Below are 24,513 nucleotides of genomic sequence, written 5' to 3' on the forward strand. Positions count from 1 at the left end.
CCGCCGCGTCGCACGCCCCGCGCCCGGAGGCGGGTACTTCCCCCGCTCGGCGTCAGCGGACGAGGACGGCCTCCCCGGGCCGGGGGACGGCCGCCGTCCAGCCCAGCTCGTCGTCGAGGCGGTCCCGCAGGGCGAACGCGGCACTCTCCTCGCCGTGCACGAGGTACGTGGTGTGCGGGGCGGGTGCTCCGCGCAGCCATCCGACGATCTGGTCGGCGTCGGCATGGGCGGAGAAGTGCGGGATGTCCGCCACCTCGGCGCGTACGGGAACGTACTCTCCGAACATCTTCAGCACCCGCGCCCCGTCCACCAGGTCGCGGGCCCGGGTGCCCTCGGCGGCGAAGCCCACGATCACGACCGCGTTGCGCGGGTCGGGCAGGACCCGGCGCAGGTGGTGCAGGACCCGGCCGCCGGTGGCCATTCCGGCCGAGGAGACGATCACGGCCGGTCCTTCGACGCTGTTGATGTCGATGGACTCCTGCACGGTGCGAGCCGCCAGGAACGGCTCCGGACTGAGGGCCCGCTCACCCAGGGCGAGGATCTCCGGCCGCAGCTCCGGTGAGCGGGCGCGCAGGGCGTCCCGGTACACGTCCAGGGCCGCCAGCGCCATGGGGCTGTCCACGTACACCGGCACGTTCCGGGGGAGGACCCCGTCCTCGCGCAGCGCCGCCAGCCGGCGCAGCACCACCTCGGTGCGGTCCAGCGCGAAGGCGGGGATGACGACGGTGCCGCCCCGGGCGAACGTCCGGGTCAGGACGCTCGCGAAGGCCGGTTCGCCGCCCTCCGGGCCGTGGCGCCGGTTCCCGTACGTCGACTCCATCAGCAGCACGTCGGCCCCCCGGAACGGCTCCGGCGGCAGCAGCAGGGGGTGGCCGGGGCGGCCCAGGTCGCCGCTGACGGCGAGCGTGTGGCCGTCCTCCAGGGTGAGCACGGCCCAGGCCGAGCCGAGGATGTGACCGCCGTGATGGAGGGTCAGCCGCGTCCTGCCGGTGACCTCGGTCTCCGTGCCGACGGGCACCGGGTCGAAGAACGACAGGGTGCGCTCCACGTCCCGGTCGTCGTACAGCGGCTTGGCGGGACGGTGCTTCGACCAGCCGTGGGCGTTGGCGTGCTGCGCGGCCTCCATCTGGAGACGGGCGCTGTCGCGCAGGACGATCGCCGCCAGGCGGACGGTTGGCTCGCTGGCCAGGACCGGTCCGCGGAACCCGTGCCGGACCAGCCGGGGCAGATACCCGCAGTGGTCCAGATGGGCATGGGTGAGGACGACCGCCCGGACGTCGGCCGCGTCACGGGCGGGCCGCTCCCAGTTGCGTCGGCGGAGCTCCGCCGGGCCCTGGAACAGCCCGCAGTCCACGAGGATCCGGTCGTGGTCGCTCTCGACCAGGAACATGCTGCCGGTGACCGTCCGCACACCGCCCAGGAAACTCAGCAGGGCGGGGCGCGACGGGGGACGCGAAGGCGCTTCGGTCGGAGCCATGACGGCGGCCTCCCTCCGGAGAGCTGTCCGTCCAGCCTCGCACGCGACGCTCCCGGAGGGCGGGGCCGAACGGCCCGGCCGGAGTGTTCCCAGGGGTCCCCGCGCGCCAGGCCCGCGCCCGCTCACGGCCGCCCCCGCGGGCCCGGGCGTGACCGGCCCGCCGCGACAGCATGACCGTCCGCGCGGAGACTGGTGAACAAGAGGCCGAGCTTGAGGAGTACCCATGGCGGGCTTCCGCGATTTCCTGACCCGGTTCCGTCCGGTGGGGACGCCGGGCCCCGCCGTGCCGGGCGGTGTCCCCGCGGACCGGACGGCACAGATCACCGCCGAGCTGGAGCCGGTCTTCGCCTCCCTGGAGGCGACGGAGACGGAGGCCCGGCTCGTACGGGCCCGGGCGGCGGAGGAGGCCGCACGGATCCGGGGTGAGGCGGAGCGGTCCGCCCGGGCCGCCGTGGCGCGGGCACGGCGGGACGCCGCCGGGATCCGTGCGGAGAGCGCCCGCCGGGCGCTGGCCCGCGCGGAGTCCGAGGCGGCATCGCTGCTGGCCGCCGCGGACCGGGACGTCGTGCGGGTGCGCCGCCGGGCCGCCGCACGCATGCCCGCCCTCGTCGAGGACGCGTTCGGTCTGGCGCGCGCGGAGCTGTCCGCCGGGAACGGCCCGCGGCCGGAGAGCGGGCCCGGGAGCGGACGATGAGTGTCGGGTGGGCCGCGGGCGTCACCCGGGCCAAGTCCATGGCCGTGCGCCGTGTGGGTGCCGCCACGGCGGGTGAACTCGCGGCGGCAGACGGCATGGGGGAGGCCCTGCGGGGGCTGCGCGGCACCTGGTACGTGCGGGGGACCGGCGCTGATCCGGCACTGGTGGAGGCGCAGCGGGCGGTCGGTGCGGGACTGCTGTGGCAGCTGCGGGTTCTCGCCGGCTGGCAGCCGCGAGCGGGGGCACAGGCGATCAGACTGCTGGCGGCGGGATTCGAGATCGCCAACACCGAGGACCGGCTGCGGGTCATGGCGGGGACGGACGGCACCGGTGGAGCGCCCCTCCCGCCGTACCGCCTGGGCTCCCTGGCCGTCGTGTGGCCACGGCTGTCCGGAGCCGCGACGCCCGGGGACCTGCGGGCCGTGCTGGCGTCCTCGCCGTGGGGCGACCCGGGGGCGGAGTCCCCGGCGGCGGTCGCGGTGGGGATGCGGGTCTCGGCGCTGGCACGGGTGGCCGGGGGCGTACCCGCGGCAGCGCGGTGGGCGGCCGGACGCCTGGCCCTCCTGGTGGCCCGTCAGCTGTTCGTGGCAGGCGTCCTGTTGCCGCCGGGCGCCGTCGGGCGCGCGGAACGGGTACTGGGGCGGGCCCCGGTGACGGCCGGTTCGCTGGACGGGTTCCGGCGGTCGCTGCCCGCGCGGGCCCGGTGGGCACTGGACGGCGTGAGCACGGTGGACGAGCTGTGGCGCGCCGAGGCCCGCTGGTGGGAGACGCTCGACTCGGAGGGCGCCGCGCTGCTGCGCAGCCCCCGTCTGGGCGTGGAACCCGTCGTCGGCGCGGTGGCGGTGCTGTCCGCGGACGCCTGGAGGGTGCGCGGGGCGCTGTCCCTGGCCGCGCGAGGACGCCGGAACCCGGAGGACCCCGGTGACCCCGGCTGACCGCGCGACCACGCTGCGGGTGGGCGGACGCGGGCCGGCCGTCCCCGTCCGGATGCGGCGGGTGGCCGTCGTCGTGCCGGACACCTCGCTGCGGGAGGCCCTGGTGCTGCTCGCCGAGATGGGCAGTGTCGAGATCGACACACCCGGGCCGGGCGCAGGGGGCCAGGGGCCCGCCGCCCGGCGCCTCCAGCGGCTGAGGACCGCGCCGGGGCGGGCCGCGCTCAGTGCCCGGCTCCCCGGCCTAGACGCCCTGGAGGCCGTGGGCCGCACCGACCTCCTGGCGGGAGAGGCCCGGCTGGAACAGCTCGCGGAGGGCGCGGTCCGGCGCGGTTCCGTGGCGGCGCTCGTCGGCTGGTGCCCCGCCTCCAGGGTCGAGGAGACCGCGGGAGGGCTTGCCCCGGCGGGGGCGGCCCTGGTCGGTCTGGCCGCCCCGAAGGGTGTCGACCCGCCCACCGCGCTGCGTGCCGCGGGCCCGCTGCGGAGGTCGTTCCGCTATGTGGTCGGAGGCTACGGAACGGTCGCCTACACCGATCTCGATCCCACGGTTCCGGCCGGCCTCGCCTTCATCGCCATGTTCGGGATGATGTTCGGCGACGCCGGGCACGGCATCGTGCTGGTGGTCTGCGCGCTGTTGCTGCGCCTGGGCGTGCCCCGCAAGGCAGCCGTGCTGCGGCCGCTGTGGCCGTTCCTGGCCGGGGCAGGAGCGGCCGCCACCCTCGCGGGACTGGCCTACGGGGAGTTCTTCGGGCCGACCGGTGTGCTGCCGGTGCTCTGGCTGTCGCCCGTGGAGGACCCCGTGCGGCTGCTTTTCGCGGCGGTCGTCACGGGTGCGGTGCTGCTGCTCGCGACCTCGCTCGCCGCGACGGTGAACCGCTGGCGGGGAAGCGGTCCGGCCGGTGCCCTCTACGCGCCCACCGGCGTGGCCGGGACCGCCGTGCTCGTCGGGCTGCCCGCGCTGGCCGCCGGACTGTGGCTGGGGCCCGCCCTGCTGACGGCCGTCGGCGGCGTCCTCCTCGGAGGCGGGCTGCTGCTGGCCGGGGCGGGCCTGTACGCGCAGAGCGCGGGCGGGGCCGCGGGGACCGCCGAGACCGGGGTACGGCTGCTGGACCTCGTGATGCGTACCTTCTCCAACCTCGTGTCGTTCGCCCGGCTGGCCGCCTTCGGCCTGACCCATGCGGCACTCGGCGCGCTGATCTGGGACGGTACGACCGCACTGGGCGGGCGGGGAGCGCCCGGACTGGTCGCGGCGGCGGCGCTGTTCGCCGTCGGCAACGCCGTCGCCTTCGCCCTGGAGGCGCTGGTCGCGGGTGTCCAGGCCCTGCGTCTCGAGTACTACGAGCTGTTCTCCCGGCTGTTCGATGGACAGGGCAGGCCGTTCTCCCCGTGGCGGCTGCCCGTGGACCGTTCGGAGGTGGTGTCGTGATGGTCTGGTTCGTCGCCCTGCCGCTGATCGCCCTGGCCCTCGCGGCCGTGCGCTCACTGCTGCACAGATCCGGCCGGGCGGCACTCCGCTGGGTGCTGGCCGCGAACGCGCTGCTGCTGCTGTCCGCCGCGCCGCTGCTGGCCGTCGGGCTGGACGGCACCGCGCAGGCCGCGGGCTCCGTCCAGGCGCAGGACGGAGGGTCCGGGGCCGCCGCGCTGATCGCCGCAGGCATCGCGGTCGCCGGGGCGTCGCTGGGGGCGGCCATCGCCGTCGCCTACACGGGCGCCGCCGCGCTCGCGGCCCTGAGCGAGCGGCCCGAGCTGTTCGGGCGGGCGATGGTCATCGTCGGCCTGGCCGAAGGCATCGCCATCTACGGCCTCGTCGTCGCCGTCATCCTCATCGGGAAGGCGTGACGGCTATGACCGCGAGCCGTCGTGCCGGAGCCGCCTCGGGCCGGGCGGCTGCCATCGGGGAGCACCTGCGGATCGCGGGCCTGGCCCTGGCCGGTGTCGAGCTCCACCCGGCGGCGGACTCCGGGGCGGTACGCGCCGCCTGGCGGGGCCTGCCCGAGGACGTGGCGCTGGTCGTCCTGACCCCGTTCGCGGCCGAAGCGCTGGGGAGCGAGGCAGGTGAGAGCACCGCCCCCCTGACCGTGGTGCTTCCGCCATGACGGCCGCGGAGGACGTGATGGACCACCGGGCGGCCGCCCGGCCGGCACCGCCCCCCGTGCGGGCCGCGCTCCTGCGTGCCGCACACGCCGACGCCGAGCGCCGCCTGGCCGAGGCGCACCGTGAAGCCGCCACGGTGACGGAACGAGCCGGGCGCCGGGCGGCGGCCATCAGGCTGGAGGCACGCCGGGCGGGTGCGCGGGACGGCGCCGGCCGGGCCCGGCTCGCCCTGGCCCGCGCACGGGCCTCCGCGCGCGCTCGGGTACTGGAGGCGCGGCGGGAGGCCTACGAGGAACTGCGCCGCCTGACCCGGGAGCGGGTGCGGGCGCTGCGGCAGGACCCCGGCTACCCGCGGCTCACCGCCGGACTGACCCGCCGGGCGCGGGGCCTGCTGGGGCCCGACGCCGCGGTCGAGGAGGCGCCGTGCGGAGGCGTCGTGGCCCGCTCCGGGGGCAGGTGGGCGGACTGGTCGCTGGACGCCCTGGCCGATCGCGCGGTGGAGCGTCTCGGCTTCCGCGTGCCGGAGCTGTGGGAGCCATGAGCGGCGGCCCCGCCGTTCCTCCGCCCGAGCGGCGGTCCGGTCGCGGCCCGCGCCCGCTGCGGGTGATGCGCGTGACCGGCCCGCTGGCCGAGGTGGAGGACGGCCATGATCTGGCCATGCGGGACCAGGTGGCGCTGGGCGAGCCCGCGCTCCTCGGCGAGGTCGTCGGTATCCGGGGCGGCGTGGCGACGGTCCAGGCGTACGAGTACACGGGGGGCCTCACCCCGGGGGACCCGGCGCGGCCGCTCGGCCGGCCGCTGACCGCCCCGCTGGGGCCCGGACTGCTCGGCGGGACGTTCGACGGGCTGCTCCGGCCGCTGACCGGCGGGGACCTCTGGCTGACGCCCGGGGCCGCGCCCGCCGCGGACGACCGTGTGTGGCACTTCCGCCCGTGCGTGCCGGACGGCGGACAGGCGGGTGAGGGCACGGCGCTGGGCGAGGTGCACGGCTCCGCGGGTCCGGGCGCGGTCGTCCAGCGCGTCCTCGTCCCACCCGGCGCCGGCGGCCGGGTCCAGGACCTGGCGCCCGAGGGGGACTATCCCGCGGACGCCACGGTCGCGGTCGTCGGCGGGAGCCCGGTGCGGCTGACCGAGCACTGGCCCGTGCGCCGCCCGCGCCCCGTACGGGACCGTCTGGACGCGGCGCGGGTCCTGCACACCGGTCAGCGGGTGATCGACCTGCTGTTCCCCGTGACACGGGGCGCGGCCGTCGCCGTGCCCGGCGGTTTCGGCACCGGCAAGACCGTGCTGCTGCAGCAGCTCGCCAAGTGGTGCGACGCCGATGTCATCGTCTACGTGGGCTGCGGCGAGCGCGGCAACGAGACGGCCGAGGTCATCGCGGACATGGCGGCGCTGTCCGACGCACGCACCGGAGGCCGGCTGGCCGAACGCACCGTCATGGTCGTCAACACCTCGAACATGCCGATGATGGCCCGCGAGGCCGGTGTGCACACCGGCGCGGCGGTGGCGGAGTACTTCCGGGACATGGGACTGGACGTGGTGCTGGTCGCGGACTCCACCTCGCGGTGGGCGGAGGCCCTGCGCGAGTTCGCCTCCCGCACCGACGAACTGCCCGCCGAGGAGGGCTATCCGGCCGGGCTCGCGTCCGCGCTCGCCGGTTTCTACGCCAGGTCCGGGGCGGTCAGGACGCTCGGCGGCGGGTACGGCTCGGTCACCGTGATCGGTGCGCTCTCCCCTCCCGGCGGCGACCTGACGGAACCGGTGACGGCCCACACCGAACGCTTCGTGCGCGGTCTGTGGACGCTGGACCGCGACCTGGCCTATGCCCGCCACTATCCGGCCGTCTCCTGGGCCGACTCGTTCTCGCGTGAGGTGCCCGTGGTCGCCTCGGCACAGGCCGGGGCGGGCGACCCCGAGTGGCGCAGCCGCCGCGACGGCGTGGCGGCCGCGCTGGCGTCCGCCGACCGGCTGAGCGGTCTGGTCGAGCTGATGGGCGTCCACGCCCTTCCCGACGAGGAGCGGGTCACCGCCCTGATCGGAAGGCTGGTGCGCGAGGCCCTGCTCCAGCAGAGCGCGCTGTCCGAACGGGACGCCTACAGCGGGCCCGCGAAGACGGCGGCGCTGGCGGACGCCGTCCTGGCCGTCGCCGGCCGGTGCCGGGAGCTGAGTCCGGCCGTCGTGTCCGCCGAGGTGCTGGAGAACACGGACTTCGGCCCCCTGCTGCACGCCCGGGACACGGCCGGCCCGGACGACGCCGCGGGCGTGACGGCGTGCCGGGACACGATGCTGGACCGACTGGACCGACTGGACCGACTGGACCGACTGGACCGACTGGACCGACAGGACCGGACGGGGCCGCAGCCGTGACCACCGAGGGCGGAGACTGGGGGCGCGTCGAGTACGGCACCGTCGACGAACTGCGGGGCCCGCTGGTGGTGCTCTCGGAGGTCTCCGGTGTGGGCTGGGACGTCTTCGCGCGGATCGCACTGGCGTCCGGGGAGGTACGGCACGGCCTGGTCCTGGAGGTGGACCGGGGCACCGCCGTGGTGGAGATCCTGGAAGGCACCTCCGGGATGGCCCCGACCGGAGTCGGGGCCGCGTTCACCGGGCGTCCCCTGCGCATCCCCGTCGGCCCCGGCTGGCTGGGCCGGGTGTGCGACGGGCGGGGCACCCCTATCGACGGCGGGCCGCCGGTGTTCGGCCCGTCGCAGGCCGCCGTGGCGGGACGCCCGCTCGACCCGGTGCGCCGCGCACCGCCGTACGAGCCCGTGTTCACCGGCATCGGGGCCATCGACACGCTCACCACCCTGGTCCGCGGCCAGAAGCTGCCCGTGTTCTCCGTCCCGGGGCTCCCGCACCTGGACCTCGCCGTCCAGGTCGCCGCCCAGGCCACCGTGGGCGGGGAGCCGTTCAGCGTCGTCTTCGCGGGCATGGGTCTCACCCACGCCGACGCCTCCTTCGTACGCGCGGGACTGGCGGAGCGGTCGGCGGCCGGCGAACTGGTGCTGCTGCTCAACACCGCCGACGACCCGGCCGTCGAACGGCTGCTGACCCCGCGCATCGCGCTCACCGTGGCCGAGCATCTGGCGTTCGGCACGGGCCGCCATGTGCTCGTGGTCCTCACGGACATGACCAGCTACGCCGAAGCACTGCGCGAGGTGTCCGCCGCGCGGGGCGAGGTCCCCGCCCGCCGGGGCTACCCCGGCTACCTCTACAGCGACCTCGCCTCCCTGTACGAGCGCTGCGGCCGGGTCCGGGACACGGAGGGATCGGTCACCCTGCTGCCGGTGCTCACCATGCCCGCGGGCGACATCACCCACCCCGTCCCCGACCTGACCGGCTACATCACCGAGGGGCAGGTCGTGCTGTCACGGCAGCTGCACGCCCGGGGCGTCTATCCGCCGGTGGACGTTCTGTCCTCCCTGTCCAGGCTGATGCGCCGCGGAGCCGGCCCGGGCCGCACCCGCGTGGACCATCCGGACGTGGCCGCGCAGCTGGTCTCCGCACTCGCCCGGGCCCGTGAGGTCAAGGACCTGGCCGACCTGGTCGGAAGGGCGGCGCTGGAGAAGGGCGACCTGCGCTACCTCGACTTCGAGGACGCCTGTCTGCACCGTTTCATGGACCAGGGCACGGGAGAGAGCCGCACCCTGGACGAGGCTCTCTCCCGTGCCTGGCAGACCTTGCGTGTGCTGTCCCGGGACCAGCTCTCGATGCTCCCCGCGCGTCTGCTCGACGACCACGGATTCCCGGAGTCCGCGTGAGCCCGGCCCACACGCCCCCGCCCGGACGCATCGGCCGACTGCGTCTGGAACACCGGCTGGCGGTGGCGCGGCGGGGTGCGGACCTGCTGGAACGCAAGCTGCGTATCCTCCGGGCCCGGCACGAGCGGCTGGTGGAGGAGGCGGACTCGGCGGAGGCCCAGTGGCGCGAGCGCTCGCGTGAAGCCGAGTCCTGGCTGCTGCGGGCGGTGTTCGTCGGCGGTGAGCACCCTCTGCTGGCCGTGGGGGCCGGGATCGCGCCCGCCGAGCTGGCCCTCCCCTGGACCAGCACCCTCGGCGTGCGCCATCCCGACCGGACCGTGCGCGTGGGCTTCCCCCGCCCGCAGGCGGAGGTGTTCCGGCCGAGTGCGGCGCTGGTGCGTGCCGAAGCCGCGTACCGGGCCGCGCTGAGAGCGGCGGCCGCGTACGCGGCGGCGCGGACGGCGGCCCGGCTCGTCGGCGACGAGGTGCGGGCCACCCGTGGGCGGATCCGAGCGCTGCGCCGTCACTGGATTCCCCGGCTGGAGCGGGAGCTGTCCGTCGCCCTGGCGGGTCTGGAGCAGGCGGCTCACGAGGAGGCGGTGCAGCGCCGGTGGGCGGCACGTGCCACAGGCGTCCGGCCCGGGAACGGGGGACACCACTGAACGGGCGACACCAAGTGACGGAGGGGGGCACGGCGGCGGCCCGGCACCCCGGCTGCGAAGCCGCCGGCCGCCACCCGACGGTGGACAGCGTGCGCAGGGCGGCCGGCCCGCCACCGGCCCCGGGCATCGGCGGACCGCCGGTTCGGCGTCGAATCCGGCCGGTACGTCGGGACCTGGCCGTGACGCACCGGGGGCCGGAACCAGGCCCGCGGCCGACACCTCCGCCGAGGCGCCGGCCTCTCCGTGCGGCGGGGCGCGGGAGGGCACCGCCGGCCGTGCCGACCGCCTCCCGGGGCGAGAGCCGAGCCGTCCGGCGGGCACGGGTGTGCCCGCCGGACGGCTCGGCTCTCAGCGGGCCGCCGCGCCCGCGAGCACCTCCGCCACCTGATCCGCCAGTACGTCCCGTACGTCCCGCGGCAGTTCGGCCAGCGGCGTCTCCCGCAGCGCGCGCAGCACCGCCACCGGCCCGCCGTCGGTGTCCGTGACCGCCGTCAGCAGTTCCCGGCCGACCCGGACGGCGACCCGTACCTGGGCGGAGCCTTCCCGCGGGGCGTGCAGCGCGACCGCGACGACCGGGGGCGGGCCGTCCGGGTGCGCCCGCAGTTTGCGGCAGGCGCTGGTCACCGGCTCCGTCCAGCGCAGGCCGACCAGAAGGCGGCGCTCCGCCAGGCTCCGGTCCAGGTCGGTCTCCGCCAGGCCCCGACGGCCCAGGACCAGGGCGCGGGTCCGGAGCACCCGCAGCGCGGGCAGCAGGCAGCGCGGTCCGGAGCCGGCGAGATTGCCGCCCACCGTGGCCGTCCGCCGCACCATCGGGTTCCCGACCGCCGCGGCGGCCTGCCGCAACGCGTGCGGCACCGCCGCCCCGACCCGGTCCAGGGTGACGGCCGCGCCGACCCGGTCCGGCCCCAGCGCGTTCGCCTCCGGCAGGTCCCGCAGCGACATCGCCAGCCCGGGGAAGCCGTGCTCCTGCCAGTCCGCCCACACCAGGGTGGCCCCGCCGACCGGGACCGCCCCGGCGTCGGCGCACTCCCGCGCCTCGGCCTGCGATGTGGGGAAACGCAGCAGCACGACGGCCCACCTGCCCTCATCCGTGCGGCCCGCGGCCGTTCTGCTGCCCGGGTCCGCCAATGTCCGGTGTCTCCCGGAATCGTTGCCGCCCGCACCACACCGGGCCAGGGCCGAACGGCCCGGCGGCAGGCCTGGGCGTCCGGCCGTGGACGGCGCCGGACGGCGCCTCCGCCGGGTCCCCCGTCCGCTCGGGCCTCGCTGGAACACCCCGGCCGGGACACCGGAGACCCGCCCGGCGCTCCGGCTGTGGCGGCCGGCCCGCAGCGCCCCCGGGTGAGGCGGGACCAACCGCAGCGGACCGTCGACAGCCGCCTAGGCTGGAGGACATGACGACCGCCTTCCCTGACCTGACCGCCGATCCGCACGCCGCTTACGCGCACCTCCGGGCGGCCGGACCCGTGCACCGGGTCACCGGGCCGGACGGGCTTCCCGTATGGATCGTCACCCGCTACGACGACGTGCGGCGGCTGCTCGCCGATCCGCGGCTCTCCCTGGACAAGACGCATCGGCTGCCCGGCAACTACCGGGGCTTCTCGCTGCCCCCGGCCCTCGACGCCAACCTGCTGAACATGGACCCGCCGGACCACACCCGGATCAGGCGGCTCGTCAGCAAGGCGTTCACCCCGGGCCGGGTGGAGCGGCTGCGCCCGGGTGTGCAGGCCCTGGCCGACCGGCTGCTGGACGACCTGGCCGACCGGGGGCGGGCCGACCTCGTGGCCGACTACGCCGCGCCGCTGCCGATCACCGTCATCTGCGACCTGCTGGGCGTGCCGCACGACTCCCGCCCGGACTTCCGCGCCTGGACCGACGCCCTGGTCGCCCCGGACCCGGACGACCCCGGAGCCGCCGGGCAGGCCGTCGCGGCCATGCTCGCCTACTTCCCCCGGCTCGTCTCCGACAAGCGGCGCCGGCCAGGCGACGATCTGCTGACCGACCTGATCGACGTCCGTGACGACGGTGACCGGCTCACCGAGGACGAGCTGACCTCACTCGCCTTCCTCATCCTGTTCGCCGGATACGAGAACACGGTGCAGCTCATCGGAACGGCCGTGCTGGCGCTGCTCGACCACCCGGAGCAGCGGGACGCGCTCGTGGCCGACCCGGGCAGGATCGACGACGCGGTGGAGGAGTTCGCCCGCTACGACGGGCCCGCGCTGCTCGCCATCCGCCGCTTCCCTGTCGAGGACCTCACGATCGGCGGGGTGACCGTCCCGGCAGGGGAGACCGTCATGCTGTCACCGGCCTCCGCCAACCGGGACCCGGACCGCTTCCCCGATCCCGACCGCCTCGACCTGGACCGGCGGGACAGCGCCCACCTCGCCCTCGGGCACGGCATCCACTACTGCGTGGGTGCCCCGCTGGCCCGGCTGGAGACGGGGATCGCCGTGGGCACGCTGCTGCGCCGGTTCCCCGCCCTGGAGCTGGACGTGCCGCGTGACCGGCTGAGGTGGCGGCCGTCCATTCGGGCCCGTGGGCTCGTCTCCTTGCCGGTACGGCTCTGAGGGCGGGCGTCCGGCCGGGCGGATCCGGCCACCCTGCCGGCTCCTGCCCGCCCCGTCGGCGCCGTCCTGCCCCCGGCGGGAGGGTGTCGCCGCGGCGTCCGTGCGGGCCGCTCGCGCGGCCGACGCGCCAGGAGCCGTTGTGGCGCCGCTCCCCCTCAGGGGCAGGACTGCACCTCCCGGCGCCGTCCTGCCCCGGCGCGTTGCACGGGACGGTCGTGCTCCGCCGGTCCGCCCGCGGCGCACCCGGCGCGCTCAGCCCGGCAGGTCCGGCCCCGGTACGGTGACGGCCCGCTTGAGGATCTTGCCGGTCGGCCCCTTCGGCAGGGTGTCGGCCGTCCACACCAGACGCGGGTACTTGTACGGCGCGACCCGGGCCCGCACGAACGCGCGCAGCTCGTCGGGCGTGGCCGAGGCGCCCGGACGCAGCACCACCGCGGCGGCCACCTCCTGACCGTGCTCCGGGTGCGGGACGCCCAGCACCGCCGCCTCGGCCACCGCCGGGTGCTCGTACAGCACCTCCTCCACCTCGCGCGGGTACACGTTGAACCCGCCCCGGATGACCACGTCCTTGACCCGGTCGACGACCCGGAAGTCGCCCCGTGCGTCCCGGGTCCCGAGGTCCCCGGTGTGCAGCCAGCCGTCCCGTACCGTCTCGGCGGTGGCCTCGGGGCGGCGCCAGTAGCCCTTCATGACGTTGTGGCCCCGGATCACGATCTCCCCGACCTCGCCGTCCGGCAGCTCCTTTCCGTCCCCGTCCACGATCCGCATCTCGACCCCGTCGACGGGGATGCCGACGGTCCCGGCGACCCGCTCCCGGTCGATCCGGTTCACACAGGCCAGCGGCGACGACTCGGACAGCCCGTACCCTTCCAGGACCGCGCAGCCGAACGCCGCCTGGAAGCCGTTGAGCACCTCCACGGGCATGGGGGAGCCCCCGCACAGGCACACCCGCAGCGACGACACGTCGTGTCCCGCGTGGCCGGGGAGGCCCAGCATCAGCGTGTACATCGTGGGCACGCCCAGGAGGACGGAGACCCGGTCACGGGTGATCAGCTCCAGCGCCCCGGCCGGGTCGAAGCGGGCCATGAGGGTGAGGCAGGCGCCCACCGCCACCGCGCAGCCGAGGCCGACGACCTGCCCGAAGGAGTGGAAGAGCGGCAGACCGCCGAAGACCGTGTCGTCCGCCGACATCCGCATCACGCGGACGCCCTCCGCCACGTTCCGCAGGATGTTGCGGTGCGTCAGCTCGGCGCCCTTGGGCCTGCCCGTGGTGCCGGAGGTGTAGAGGACGACGGCGGTGTCCTCCGGGTCCCGCTCGCCGCTGACGGCAGCGGCCCCGTCCAGCATCCGCGACAACCGCCGCGGTTCCACGGCCACATGGCGGGTTCCCGAGCGCCGGGCCCCCTGCGCGGCCTCGTCCCCGGCGGCGTGCCAGGCCAGCAGCAGGGCCGCCCCGCAGTCCGTCAGGCAGTGCTCCACCTCTCGCGCCCTGAGCAGCGGGTTCAGCGGTACGACGATGCCGCCCGCGCGCAGGATCCCGTAGTAGAGCACCGCGAACACCGGTGTGTTGGGCAGCAGCAGAGCCACCCGGTCACCGGGCCGCACACCCCACTCGCGCAGCAGCCCGGCCGCGCGCCGGCTCGACGCGTCCAGCTCGGCGTAGGTCAGCCGCTCGTCGCCCAGCCGGACGGCGGTCCGCTCCGGAGAGGCGGCGGCGGTCCGGTCCAGCAGGCCGTGCAGTGCGGAACTCATCCTTCGTGCTCCTTCCTTTCGCCTGCCCGGACAGGCGGAGTCGACCGGACAGGGGAAGACCCGGCGGTCAGCCCGGAGGCCCACGCCCCGAGGCGCGCCACCAGCCCCCGGTTGTGCCGGATCCAGCGGAAGTGGTCCAGCTCCCGTCCGCCCGCGTCCCCGCGGGCGTACGTCCAGCGCTCCACCCGCGCGGACCGGAGCTTGCCGCACAGGTGGTCCACGGCCCGGGGCGGGGCCAGCGGGTCGTGCTCGACGTCCACCGCGAGGACCGGGACGTCCAGCGACCGCAGCGCCGACTCGTAGTCGTGGTGCGCCCCCGGGACGGCGTACCGCCCCGTGCGCATCTGCCGCGCCCAGTCCCGCATCAGCCGGGCCGACTCACGCCCCCCGAAACCCAGCCGCGCCCCCGGCCAGTAGCCCAGCAGTCCCGCGCCCGCCACGCTCAGGTGGCTGCGCGCCAGCCACCGCGGCCCGTGGGACCCCAGCGTCCGGTACCAGGCCGACCCCGCCGCCACCAGCGCGACCCCCGCCACCCGGGGCCGGAACACCGCGCAGTGGACCAGCCCGAGCTGCCCGCCCAGACTGTGCCCGAGCAGCAGCCGCGGCGCGTCCGGGAACGCCCGCTCCACCGCGTCCAGCACGGCCCCGATGTCGTGCTCGACGATCTCCCGGTAGCCGAACCGCACCCCGCGCGCCGGCACCGGCACGCTCTCCCCGTGGCCGCGCAGGTCCGTCGTCACCACGCTCAGTCCCTGTCCGTGCAAGGCCCGCACCAGCGGCGTGTAGTGCCGTGCGGCCGTGCCCATCGCGGGCAGTACCACCACGACCGGAGCCTCCGGCTCCGGCCGCGCCTCCGCCCGTACAGTCAGCCGCGCCCCGTCCGGGGCGGTCACCTCCGCGAGGCGCGGGAACGGGGGCCGTCTCACGCGGCCTCCCGCCCGCCCCCGGGCCGGGCTCCCGGCCGCCAGCCGATCACCCCGGCACCCCAGGTGATCCCCGCCCCGAAGGCGGCCATCCCCAGCAGCGCCGACGACCCCAGCCGTCCCTCCTCGCACGCCTGCGTGAGCGCGATCGGAATGGAGGCGGACGAGGTGTTGGCCACCCGCTCCACGTTCATGAACAGCCGCTCGGGCGGCACCCCGAGTTCCTTGCCGACCGCCCGCACGATCCGGGCGTTCGCCTGATGCGCCACGAACAAGTCGACGTCGTCCGGCGTGAGTTCCCGCAGGGACAGGACCCGCCGGGTCGCGTCGCTCATCTTCTCCACCGCGTGCGCGAAGATCTCCGGCCCGTCCATCCGCAGCTTCCGGTCGTACCGGTCGGCGTACAGGAAGGGGATCTGCCCGCCGTCCGAAGCGAGGTGGAACGCGGGAGCAGGCCCGGCCTTCCCGGGCACGGCCTCCGGCACCTCCGACACGACCACCGCTCCCGCCCCGTCGCCCAGCAGCACCGCCGTCGACCGGTCCGCGCGGTCCGTGATCCGGGTGAGCGCCTCCGCCCCGCAGACCAGGACCGTCTCCGCCCGCCCCGACTCGACGAGCCCGCACGCGTGGTCCAGCGCGTACACGAACCCGGCACAGGCGGCGTGCAGATCGAACGCGGCGGCCCGGGGCGTCCCCAGCCGCGCCGCCACCTCCACGGCCAGCCCGGGCGTGACCCGGTCCGGCGTCGTGGTGGCGACGACCACGTGCCGCACCTCGGCGGGGGAGCGCCCCGCCATGCGCAGCGCGTCCCCGGCGGCGGACAGTGCCAGGTCCGCGAGGTGCCCGTTCTCGGGGAGGAAACGGCGCTCCCGGATCCCGGTCCGTTTGACGATCCACCCGTCCGACGAGCCGATGTCGCGGAAGTGGCTGTTCGGCACGGTCCGCTCGGGCAGGGCGGCACCGGTGCCGACGATGACGGCCGTCATGATCAGCTCTCCTCCAGAGTTCGCGCGCCCATGCGCACCGCGTGCATTCCGCCGTCGGCGTGCACGATCTCACCCGTCACGGCGGCGGACAGATCCGACAGCAGGAACAGCACGGGGCCGACCGGCCGGGCCGTGTCCGCCCGGTCCCAGCCCAGCGGCGCGTCCCGCTCCCACCGGCCCGCGATCGCGTCGAAGGTGCTGATCGCGCGCCCGGCCACGGTCTCCACGGGACCGGCCGCGACCAGGTTCACCCGGATCCCCGCACCCCCCACGTACAGCGCGAGATAGCGGCACACCGCGCCCAGCGCCGCCTTGCTCACGCCCATCCAGTCGTAGCCGGGCCATGCCCCCGACGCGTCGAAGTCCAGCCCCACCACGCTCCCGCCACCGTTCCCGCGTGCCCCGCTCAGCAGCGGGACCAGTGCGGCCGTCAGCGACTGCAGGGAGAAAGCGGCCGTGTGGAAGGCCCCGGCCGCGTCCTCGGCCGAAGCCGTCAGGAAGTTGCCGCTCAACGCGGACCGCGGAGCGGCGGCCACGGCGTGCAGCACCCCGTCGAGGGAGCCCCACCGCCGCCCCAGCTCCTCAGCCACCCGCGGCGGATCCTCCGGCCGGGTCACATCCAGCTCCAGGACCTCCGCCGGATACGGCAGTCCCGACGCGGCGGCCTCCGTGATGCGCCGGGTCCGCCCGAAGCCGGTCAACACCACGTCCGCGCCCGCCTCCTGGAGCGCCCTGGCGGTGTGCCAGGCGATGGAGTCGTCGTTGAGCACCCCGGTCACCAGATACCGGCGCCCCTCGAACCCGAGCAGCATCAGCCAAGCCCCTTCAGTAGCAGCGCCGCGTTGTGCCCCCCGAACCCGAACGACGTCGACAGCCCGAGCCGTACGACTCCGCCGCGCATCGCCCGGGCTCCGGACCGCACCAGATCCACCCCGCCCAGCCCCGGATCAGGCACCCCGAGTCCCACTGTCGGCGGCGCCGTCCCGTGGCGCAGAGCCAGCAGCGTCACGATCGCCTCCACCGCCCCCGCGGCCCCGAAGAGGTGGCCCAGCGCCCCCTTGCTCGACGACACGGGCGTCCCCGCCAGCACGCCCTCGCCCAGCGCCGCGCGCAGGGCCGCGCACTCCAGCCGGTCGCCCCGCGCCGTACCGGTCCCGTGCGCGTTGATGTACGCCAGCTCCCGGGGCGCGGCTCCGGCCCGGCGCAGCGCCAGCGTCACCGCCCGGCCCGCCGCCTCCGCGCCCGGGGCGGGCGCGGTGATGTGGTGCGCGTCCGCGGTGGCTCCGTACCCCAGGACACCGCCCAGCACCTCGGCCCCGCGCCGGGCCGCGCCCTCCGGGCGTTCCAGGACCAGGACCCCGGCGCCCTCCCCGATGACGAAGCCGTCCCGGTCCCGGTCGAACGGCCGTGACGTCCCGGTGGGGGAGAGGGCCCCTGCCGTGCCGAACGCGCTCGCGACCAGGTCCGAGGTGGACGCCTCCGCGCCGCCCACCACCACCGCGTCCGCCTCGCCCGCCGCCAGCAGCCGCAGTCCCGCGCCGACCGCCTGCGCGCCGCTGCTGCACGCGGAGGCCACACACAGTGCCTCGCCCTCGAATCCGTACAGGATCGACAGCTGGGAGGCCGCCGCGTTGGCCATCATCTGCGGGACCATCAGCGGGGACACGTGCTCGGCGCCCTCGTGGGCGAACACCGCGCTCCCCGCCTCGAAGCTGGCGGTGCCGCCGAGCCCGCAGCCGATGACACAGGCGATCCGGTGCGGCGGGTAGGGCGGCGCGTCGGCCCGCCACCCCGCCTGGGCCAGTGCCTCGGCCGCCGCGACCAGCGCGAGCTGGGTGAACCGGTCGGTCCTGCGCATCAGCTGCCGGGAGAGATGTGCGTCGGCGCGGAAGTCCGCACACCGCCCGAAGCCGTCCTCGCCGATGCCCCGGGCGCCCGCGACGGACCGCTCGTACAGCACGCCCGCGCCGACCCCGAGCGGCGTCACGGCGCCGACTCCGGTGACGGCCGCGCCCCCGCCGTACCCCGGACCCTCCGGGCCGCTAGGCAAGTCCGGCCTTCTCGTGGCACAGCGCGAGGATCTGCCCGACGGTCTCCAGGCCGTCGAAGTCCTTGATCCGTACGGGGATTCCCAGGTCCTTCCTCACGGCCTGGGCGAGCTCGACCATGTCGAGGGAGTCGATCTCCAGGTCGTCGAGGGCCGCCTCCGGCACGACGTCGGACGTCTCGACGCCCAGTTCCACCAGTGCCTCGGTGAGGAACTTCTCGATCGTGGCGCGGTCGAGGGTGCTGCTCATACTCCGGTCTCCTCTGTGGGCTCGGGCTGCTGTGCTCAGGCGGCGGTCCGGGTGGCGTGGTAGGGCGACCAGTGCCACTGGCGCCAGTAGCTCTCCGCGAGGTCCACCCACTCCTCCAGCCGTTCCGCGCTGTCCAGGAAGCGGTGTGCGCTGACCACCAGCCAGCTGTACACGGCCTGACTGTCCCGGCAGCCGCCGCAGTCGCCGGAGGTGCAGCAGAACTGCAGGGACTCGAAGTCCGCGCCCCACGCGGCGAACCCGGGGATCACCGGGTTGCCGTTCAGCACCCGCTCCTCGTGCGCGGGATGGTCCACACTGAGACTGGGGCACACGTCGTACCCGAAACGCGCGCCCCAGTGGGAGGCGCCCGTGACGAGCGCCCGGATGAAGTACGGGTGGCTCACCACCGCCTCCGGGTAGCGCTCCCTGACGCGCAGCGCCTCCTCCAGCACCCGCCGCTCGTTCTCGATCCGGATCGGGGTGTCGGTGCCGTGCTCGCTGTAGAAGTTGAAGGTGACGATGTTGCCGTTCTCCGCGATCTTCCGCACGGTCGGCTCCAGGTACGGCAGTCCGTCCTCGGACAGCGCGAAGATGAACAGCACCCGGGGATCGTCCCGGTAGTGTCCGAGCGCCGTGTCGAACAGGCCTGTGAACTTGGACCCGTTGACGCGGATCGCCCGCAGGTCGTCGTCCAGTGGTCCGCCGCCGAAGATGCTGACGGCGACGGCGATGTGCTCGAAGCCCTGCCTGGGCATCGGGCGCAGCCCGTTGGTGGAGATCGTGATGTACGGCAGTTCCTCCACGAACACCTCGACCCGGCGCGGCACCAGCGTCGGCTCGCCGCCGATCAGCGTGGCCTGGTTGACACCGTCGTCCTTGAGGCGGCGGGCGAACGCCCGGATCCTGTCGAGGTCGGACACCTCGCGCACAGCGGTGTCGAAGCCGCCCTCGAAGTACCAGCAGCCCTTGCAGCGGATGTTGCAGGTGTTGGTCAGATGGACCTCGCACGAGCGGACGGCCCGGCCGAGCCGCCGTAATCGGTGCAGCCGGTCGGCCAGGCCGGGGCGTTCGGCGAGCAGCGCGGCGGTGCGCTCCTTCGCCTCGCGCCGGCTGAGGGGGCGGGGGGTGATGCCGACCGTTGTGGCCATCGGGCGGGACTCCTCGGTGTCACTGCCGGGAACTCACTGCTGGGTCTCACTGCTGGTCTCGACTGCCGTGCGGAGAGAAGAAGCCGCCTAGGCGGGGACGGTCAGCCCCAGGTTCTCGATCCTCGGGGTGACCTTGGTGCGCCACACGTCCAGCGCCTGCCCGTTGGTCGTCTGCCGCAGCCCGTACCGGACGGCGAGCCGCGACCGCTCGGAGCGCGGACTGCCGAAGATCCGCACGAAGCCGGGCCAGAGCCGGTCCAGGGCGGCCTGCAGCGCCTCACGCCCCTCGCCGGTCCCGGCCAGGTTCCGGCAGACCCGGGCGCCGTGCGCGATATGGATCTTCTCGTCGAGGATGATCGTGCGCACCGCCTCCGCCCAGGGCCTGTAACTGCTCTGTGCGAACTCGGAGATCATCACCATCGCGGTCTCCTCCCCGATGTACGAGAAGATCCCGCGCTCCGCCCAGGTCGTGCAGGTATGGAACTCGTGGCCGGTGAACAGCCCGCGCTCCGCCAGTGTCTGCTTCTCCATGGAGGAGGTGTCGACACCGATATCGGCCAGCACCCGCTTTCCGATCTTGTAGTGGTCGTACTCCTCGACAGCCCGCTCGGCGCACACCTGCCGCTCCTCGGCGTTCGGGGCGAGCGGCAGGAACACCTGAATGTAGTCGTCACCACCGGAGAGTTCACCCTCCGTGTTGACGATCATTCCCCGGACGGCGATCTCCTGGTAATCGTCGGGCATCGCCAGGAACTCGTCGGGAGTGCGGACGACGACGAACTCGTCATCAGGAATGGAGGAAAAGCCGTGAGAGGAAGGGCTATTGGCCATGAGCCGCACGGTATCCAGGGCGGCGCCCCCGTTCAATGGAGGCCATTGTCCGGAATGGCTTGTTCTCCCATGCCGGGGGCAACGGCCACGGGTTTCCGCACCGTCCCCCATTCGACTTTTCAGACAGGGAGCCGGAGGTTCCGGCGAGCGCGTTTCCGGTCCCGGGACACTGCCGGACCAGGCGCGGCCGCGTCTGCTCCGGCACCCGGCCGGTAATGGAAGCCGGAGCATCGCACTGGCCGGAACCGCGTGGCCCGGCATTGTGGCGAGAACTGCCCACCGGCGGCTTCGGGGCACGTGCGGAGCGGTGCGGAGGGGTCAATCCACCGATCTGGACAGCGTCTTGAATCTCTATATGCTGGCGAGCATGCGTCCTCCGGTGCCCGCAGCCCCCGTTCCCGCGACCGCCGCCCGCCTCGCCGGCGTCGCCTCCTCGCCCGTACGGGAGATCCTGGCGCTTACCGAGCGCCCCGAAGTGATCTCCTTCGCGGGCGGCCTGCCCGCCCCGGAGCTCTTCGACACCGAGGGCGTCAGGGCCGCCTACGACAGCGTGCTCGCGGAGGGCGCGGAACAGGCCCTCCAGTACTCCACCACCGAGGGCAGCATCGAGCTGCGGACCGCGATCGCCGCCCGCCTCACCGCACGCGGCCTGGCCACGGGCGCCGAGGACCTGCTGATCACCACCGGCTCGCAGCAGGCCCTCACGCTCGTGACCACCGCCCTCATCGAACCCGGTGACGTCGTCCTCGTCGAGGACCCCTGCTACCTGGCCGCACTCCAGACCTTCGGGTTCGCGGGCGCCCGGGTCGTCGCGGTGCCGACCGACGACGACGGGATCATCCCCGAGGCCCTGGAGGAGATCGCCGCCCGCGAGCCGGTCAAGCTGCTCTACCTCGTCCCCACCTTCCAGAACCCCACAGGCCGGACCCTCCCCCTGGCACGCCGGACAGCCGTCGCGGAGGCGGCGGCACGGCACGGTTTCTGGCTCGTCGAGGACGACCCGTACGGAGAGCTGCGCTACGACGGCGACCGCGTCCCGTGGATCGCCTCCGCCCGGATCGCCGCCGACCGGACCGTCCTGCTCGGCTCCTTCTCCAAGATCATGGCGCCGGGCATGCGGCTCGGCTACCTGCGCGCCCCGGCCGGGCTGCGCCGCCCGTGCGTCATCGCCAAGCAGGCGGCCGACCTGCACACCTCGACCGTGGACCAGGCCGCCGCTGCCCGCTACCTGCGCGACAACGACCTTGACGCACATGTGGCGATGATGTGCGGCGCCTACAAGCAGCGCCGGGACGCCCTCCTGGCAGGTCTGGCCGCCGCGCTGCCTGTCGGCAGCGACTGGAACCGGCCGGAGGGCGGCATGTTCGTCTGGGTGAGCCTGCCCGAGGGACACGACGCCACTGAGCTGCTCAAGTCCGCCGTCGCACACGAGGTGGCGTACGTGCCCGGCGCCCCGTTCTTCGTGGGCACCCCCGACCCGGGGGCCCTGCGCCTGTCCTTCACCACCCACGCGCCGGACGAGATCCGCGAGGGGCTGCACCGCCTGGCCCGCGCGCTCGCGTAGGCCCTCACGGAAAGGACGGGCATGCTGCCCGAGCCGACCGCGCTGGTGGACGGCACCATGACGCCGGACGCCCTGAACGAGCTGATCGACCGCCAGTTCCCCGACTACGGAGCCTGCCGGGTGACCGGGACCGACGGCACACTGCTGGTCATGGAGGCCGACGGGGCGCGGCTGCGCACCCGGCCGGGCGGCACCATCGCGGGCCCCGAGCAGGCCGCCCTCGTAGACCTGGCCGCGTTCCTCCTGGTCAACGCGCGGCTCGGCCGTCCCACCCCGATGGCGCTCACGACCTCGCTGCAGATCAGCTATCTGAACCGGCCCCGGCCCGGTCTGCTGCGCACCCATGCACGGATGGCGAAGTTCGGGCGACGGCTGTGCGTGGTGCTGGCGGAGCTGCGGGACGCGGCGGACACACCGGCCGCCTCCGCGACGGTGACGTACTCGATCCCCCCGGCGGGCCCGGACCTGGAGGCCCGGTACGTGGCGTCCTGACGGGCTGAGAGGCTCCGTCGTGCGGGGGCCGCGGCGGGCCGGATGGCGGACGCCAGGGTTTGGCCGGGCGCGGGACGGGCTACAGAGGTGGGGCCGTGACCTGCCGTGACCGGCACCCAGCCCCCGGAGACGACCACCCATGCTCCCAGCGGACCAAGCCGCCCCGCACCGGCCGCCGGCGCCGGGAGAGCCGCCTTCCGGCCTCGCACTCGGCAGCAGGATCAGAACGTATGTGACCACGACCGATCACAAGACGATCGGCAACATGTATCTGGCCACGGCGTTCGGGTTCTTCCTCGCCGCCGGGCTGATGGCGTTGCTGATGCGGGCCGAGCTGGCCCGCCCGGGCCTCCAGCTGATGAGCGCCTACCAGTACAACCAGCTCTTCACCGTCCACGGCACGGTGATGATGCTGCTCTTCGCGACGCCCACCTTCGCGGGGTTCGCGAACGTCGTCATGCCGCTCCAGATCGGGGCACCCGATGTGGCGTTCCCTCGTCTGAACGCGCTCACCTACTGGTTGTTCCTGTTCGGCGGGCTCACCGTGATGTCCGGGTTCCTGCTGCCCGACGGGGCGGCCTCGTTCGGGTGGTTCGCGTACGCCCCGCTGAACAGTGCCGTCTACTCACCCGGGCCGGGCGGTGACCTGTGGACCATGGGGCTCGCGGTGGCGGGGCTCAGCACCACGCTCGGCGCGGTCAACTTCGTCGCCACCATCGTCTGCCTGAGGGCGCCCGGTATGACGATGTTCCGGATGCCGATCTTCACCTGGAACATCCTCTTCACCTCGATCCTCGCCCTGCTGGCCTTCCCGGTGCTGACCGCCGCGCTGCTCGCCCTGGAGTCCGACCGCAAGTTCGGATCCCACATCTTCGACCCGGCGAACGGCGGGGCACTGCTCTGGCAGCACCTCTTCTGGTTCTTCGGCCATCCCGAGGTGTATATCGTCGCACTGCCGTTCTTCGGGGTGGTCACCGAGATCATCGCGGTGTTCAGCCGCAGACCTGTCTTCGGTTATCTGGGCATGGTCGGCGCGACCATCGCCATCACCATGCTGTCGGCGGCCGTGTGGGCCCACCACATGTTCGCGACGGGAGCCGTCCTGCTTCCGTTCTTCTCCTTCATGTCCTTCCTGATCGCCGTGCCGACCGGTGTGAAGTTCTTCAACTGGATCGGCACGATGTGGCGCGGCTCCCTCTCCTTCGAGACCCCCATGCTGTGGGCGACCGGATTCCTCGTCACGTTCCTGCTCGGCGGGCTCAGCGGGGTGCTGATCGCCTCACCGCCGCTGGACTTCCACCTCACCGACTCGTACTTCATCGTCGCCCATCTGCACTATGTGCTGTTCGGCACGATCGTCTTCGCGACGTTCGCCGGATTCTATTTTTGGTGGCCCAAGATGACCGGAAAGCGCCTCGACGAACGCCTGGGAAAGATCCATTTCTGGACTCTGTTCGTCGGCTTCCAGACCACCTTCCTCGTCCACCACTGGCTGGGCGAGAGGGGCATGCCGCGCCGCTACGCCGACTATCTCGCGGCCGACGGCTTCACCGTCCTCAACACGGTTTCGACCATCGGCGCGTTCCTGCTCGGTCTGTCCACGCTGCCGTTCCTGTACAACGTCTGGCGGACCGCCGTCCACGGGCGGCGCGTCGGGACCGACGACCCGTGGGGCTACGGCCGTTCCCTGGAGTGGGCCACCACCTGCCCGCCGCCGCGGCACAACTTCCACGCGCTGCCCCGGGTACGGTCCGACTCGCCCGCCTTCGACCTGAACCACCCGGAGGTCACCCGCCCCGGCCCCCTGCCCCCGCCGCCGACGGAACCCCGTCCCCTGGAAGGGCGGGGCGTATGAAGACCGAGGCGTACCTCTTCGCGGGCGTCGCTCTGTTCTTCCTGGTCACGGACATCGCCTACATCGTCTTCGCCCGCGAACCCGCCGGGACGGCGGCCCTCACCGTGGCGTCCGGCATGTCGGCGCTCATCTCCTTCTTCTGCGCGATGACCTACCGGCGCAAGGGCCGCCGCCCGGAGGACCGCAAGGACGGCGAGGTGTACGAGCGGGGCGGTCCGCTCGGCCACTTCCCGCCCGTGGCCGCGACTCCCGTCCTCACGGCCTCCGGCGTCGCCCTCATGGGCGTCGGGATCGTCTTCGGCCTGTGGCTGTTCCTGATCGGCCTGGGCCTGACGGCGGGCGGGGTGTTCGGGATGGTGTTCCCGCACGCGCGGCGGGAGCAGTCGATCGCGGATCGCTTCCCCTCGGGCAGCGGCACCGAGGGGGCGGAACAGGCTCGTCCGCGGTAGGGGAGGATCCGCGCGGCCGCGACGACGGCGGAGCCGCCCCGTTCCGG

Annotated in this window: 24 protein-coding genes; 14 read left to right on the top strand and 10 right to left on the bottom strand. The window is 74.4% G+C overall.

What is annotated here, in order from left to right; all coding sequences use genetic code 11:
• Positions 1-52 precede the first annotated feature (52 nt).
• Positions 53-1,477, bottom strand: coding sequence for an MBL fold metallo-hydrolase RNA specificity domain-containing protein (locus I3F58_RS08910; RefSeq protein ID WP_240107739.1), 1,425 nt, complete (start codon positions 1,475-1,477; stop codon positions 53-55).
• 223 nt (positions 1,478-1,700) lie between these two features.
• Here I3F58_RS08910 and I3F58_RS08915 point away from each other — a divergent pair, with 223 nt between their 5' ends.
• The 9 genes from I3F58_RS08915 to I3F58_RS08960 are packed head-to-tail and all read left to right on the top strand — an operon-like array spanning position 1,701 to position 9,599.
• Complete coding sequence (locus I3F58_RS08915; protein WP_240107740.1) at positions 1,701-2,171, top strand: hypothetical protein; 471 nt, start codon at positions 1,701-1,703, stop codon at positions 2,169-2,171.
• Positions 2,168-3,106 (top strand): hypothetical protein, encoded by a 939-nt coding sequence (locus I3F58_RS08920; RefSeq protein ID WP_240107741.1) that lies wholly within the window; start codon positions 2,168-2,170, stop codon positions 3,104-3,106. Before I3F58_RS08915 ends, I3F58_RS08920 begins: the two co-directional genes overlap by 4 nt.
• Entirely contained in the window at positions 3,093-4,529 is a 1,437-nt protein-coding gene (locus tag I3F58_RS08925) for a V-type ATPase 116kDa subunit family protein (protein ID WP_240107742.1), read from the top strand. Before I3F58_RS08920 ends, I3F58_RS08925 begins: the two co-directional genes overlap by 14 nt.
• Entirely contained in the window at positions 4,529-4,942 is a 414-nt protein-coding gene (locus I3F58_RS08930; protein ID WP_240107743.1) for an ATP synthase subunit C, read from the top strand. Before I3F58_RS08925 ends, I3F58_RS08930 begins: the two co-directional genes overlap by 1 nt.
• A gap of 5 nt (positions 4,943-4,947) precedes the next feature.
• Positions 4,948-5,199, top strand: a complete 252-nt coding sequence (locus I3F58_RS08935) for a hypothetical protein (protein WP_240107744.1) — start codon at positions 4,948-4,950, stop codon at positions 5,197-5,199.
• Positions 5,196-5,738, top strand: coding sequence for a hypothetical protein (locus I3F58_RS08940; protein WP_240107745.1), 543 nt, complete (start codon positions 5,196-5,198; stop codon positions 5,736-5,738). The genes I3F58_RS08935 and I3F58_RS08940 overlap by 4 nt, the downstream gene beginning before the upstream one ends.
• Positions 5,735-7,564 (top strand): V-type ATP synthase subunit A, encoded by a 1,830-nt coding sequence (locus I3F58_RS08945; RefSeq protein ID WP_275678320.1) that lies wholly within the window; start codon positions 5,735-5,737, stop codon positions 7,562-7,564. The genes I3F58_RS08940 and I3F58_RS08945 overlap by 4 nt, the downstream gene beginning before the upstream one ends.
• Complete coding sequence (locus I3F58_RS08955) at positions 7,561-8,958, top strand: V-type ATP synthase subunit B (RefSeq protein ID WP_240107813.1); 1,398 nt, start codon at positions 7,561-7,563, stop codon at positions 8,956-8,958. Before I3F58_RS08945 ends, I3F58_RS08955 begins: the two co-directional genes overlap by 4 nt.
• Entirely contained in the window at positions 8,955-9,599 is a 645-nt protein-coding gene (locus I3F58_RS08960; RefSeq protein WP_240107746.1) for a V-type ATP synthase subunit D, read from the top strand. Before I3F58_RS08955 ends, I3F58_RS08960 begins: the two co-directional genes overlap by 4 nt.
• A 348-nt stretch (positions 9,600-9,947) precedes the next feature.
• Here the strand turns inward: I3F58_RS08960 and I3F58_RS08965 are convergent, their stop codons facing one another.
• On the bottom strand, positions 9,948-10,667 hold the full coding sequence (locus I3F58_RS08965) for an FAD binding domain-containing protein (RefSeq protein ID WP_240107747.1): 720 nt from the start codon (positions 10,665-10,667) through the stop codon (positions 9,948-9,950).
• Positions 10,668-10,993: 326 nt separating this feature from the next.
• Here I3F58_RS08965 and I3F58_RS08970 point away from each other — a divergent pair, with 326 nt between their 5' ends.
• On the top strand, positions 10,994-12,169 hold the full coding sequence (locus I3F58_RS08970; protein ID WP_240107748.1) for a cytochrome P450: 1,176 nt from the start codon (positions 10,994-10,996) through the stop codon (positions 12,167-12,169).
• A 252-nt stretch (positions 12,170-12,421) separates the two neighbouring features.
• On the opposite strand, the gene I3F58_RS08975 is transcribed toward I3F58_RS08970, so the two are convergent.
• The 8 genes from I3F58_RS08975 to I3F58_RS09010 all read right to left on the bottom strand — a co-directional run bounded on the left by I3F58_RS08975 (position 12,422) and on the right by I3F58_RS09010 (position 20,106).
• Complete coding sequence (locus I3F58_RS08975; protein ID WP_240107749.1) at positions 12,422-13,921, bottom strand: long-chain fatty acid--CoA ligase; 1,500 nt, start codon at positions 13,919-13,921, stop codon at positions 12,422-12,424.
• Positions 13,918-14,847: an alpha/beta fold hydrolase gene (locus tag I3F58_RS08980; RefSeq protein WP_240107750.1), complete on the bottom strand. Its 930-nt coding sequence runs from the start codon at positions 14,845-14,847 to the stop codon at positions 13,918-13,920. Before I3F58_RS08980 ends, I3F58_RS08975 begins: the two co-directional genes overlap by 4 nt.
• Complete coding sequence (locus I3F58_RS08985) at positions 14,844-15,830, bottom strand: beta-ketoacyl-ACP synthase 3 (protein ID WP_240107751.1); 987 nt, start codon at positions 15,828-15,830, stop codon at positions 14,844-14,846. The genes I3F58_RS08980 and I3F58_RS08985 overlap by 4 nt, the downstream gene beginning before the upstream one ends.
• Before the next feature lie 2 nt (positions 15,831-15,832).
• Positions 15,833-16,642 (bottom strand): enoyl-ACP reductase FabI, encoded by an 810-nt coding sequence (fabI, locus tag I3F58_RS08990; RefSeq protein WP_240107752.1) that lies wholly within the window; start codon positions 16,640-16,642, stop codon positions 15,833-15,835.
• Entirely contained in the window at positions 16,642-17,880 is a 1,239-nt protein-coding gene (locus I3F58_RS08995) for a beta-ketoacyl synthase (RefSeq protein WP_240107753.1), read from the bottom strand. Before I3F58_RS08995 ends, fabI begins: the two co-directional genes overlap by 1 nt.
• Positions 17,873-18,127, bottom strand: coding sequence for an acyl carrier protein (locus tag I3F58_RS09000; RefSeq protein ID WP_240107754.1), 255 nt, complete (start codon positions 18,125-18,127; stop codon positions 17,873-17,875). The genes I3F58_RS08995 and I3F58_RS09000 overlap by 8 nt, the downstream gene beginning before the upstream one ends.
• Positions 18,128-18,162: 35 nt before the next feature.
• Complete coding sequence (locus tag I3F58_RS09005) at positions 18,163-19,275, bottom strand: radical SAM protein (RefSeq protein WP_240107755.1); 1,113 nt, start codon at positions 19,273-19,275, stop codon at positions 18,163-18,165.
• Positions 19,276-19,362: 87 nt separating this feature from the next.
• Complete coding sequence (locus I3F58_RS09010) at positions 19,363-20,106, bottom strand: Phenylacetic acid catabolic protein (RefSeq protein ID WP_240107756.1); 744 nt, start codon at positions 20,104-20,106, stop codon at positions 19,363-19,365.
• Between the two features lie 367 nt (positions 20,107-20,473).
• Here I3F58_RS09010 and I3F58_RS09015 point away from each other — a divergent pair, with 367 nt between their 5' ends.
• From I3F58_RS09015 to I3F58_RS09030, 4 genes are all read left to right on the top strand, one after another.
• A complete protein-coding gene (locus tag I3F58_RS09015) occupies positions 20,474-21,670 on the top strand; it encodes a PLP-dependent aminotransferase family protein (protein WP_240107757.1) in 1,197 nt (398 codons plus the stop codon).
• Between the two features lie 21 nt (positions 21,671-21,691).
• Positions 21,692-22,162, top strand: a complete 471-nt coding sequence (locus I3F58_RS09020; protein ID WP_240107758.1) for a PaaI family thioesterase — start codon at positions 21,692-21,694, stop codon at positions 22,160-22,162.
• Positions 22,163-22,301: 139 nt separating this feature from the next.
• On the top strand, positions 22,302-24,017 hold the full coding sequence (gene ctaD / locus I3F58_RS09025; protein ID WP_374207927.1) for a cytochrome c oxidase subunit I: 1,716 nt from the start codon (positions 22,302-22,304) through the stop codon (positions 24,015-24,017).
• Positions 24,014-24,466, top strand: coding sequence for a cytochrome c oxidase subunit 4 (locus I3F58_RS09030; RefSeq protein WP_308354971.1), 453 nt, complete (start codon positions 24,014-24,016; stop codon positions 24,464-24,466). The genes ctaD and I3F58_RS09030 overlap by 4 nt, the downstream gene beginning before the upstream one ends.
• The last annotated feature ends 47 nt before the right edge of the window (positions 24,467-24,513 follow it).

This window comes from Streptomyces sp. MUM 203J (assembly GCF_022414595.1).
Taxonomy (GTDB): domain Bacteria; phylum Actinomycetota; class Actinomycetes; order Streptomycetales; family Streptomycetaceae; genus Streptomyces.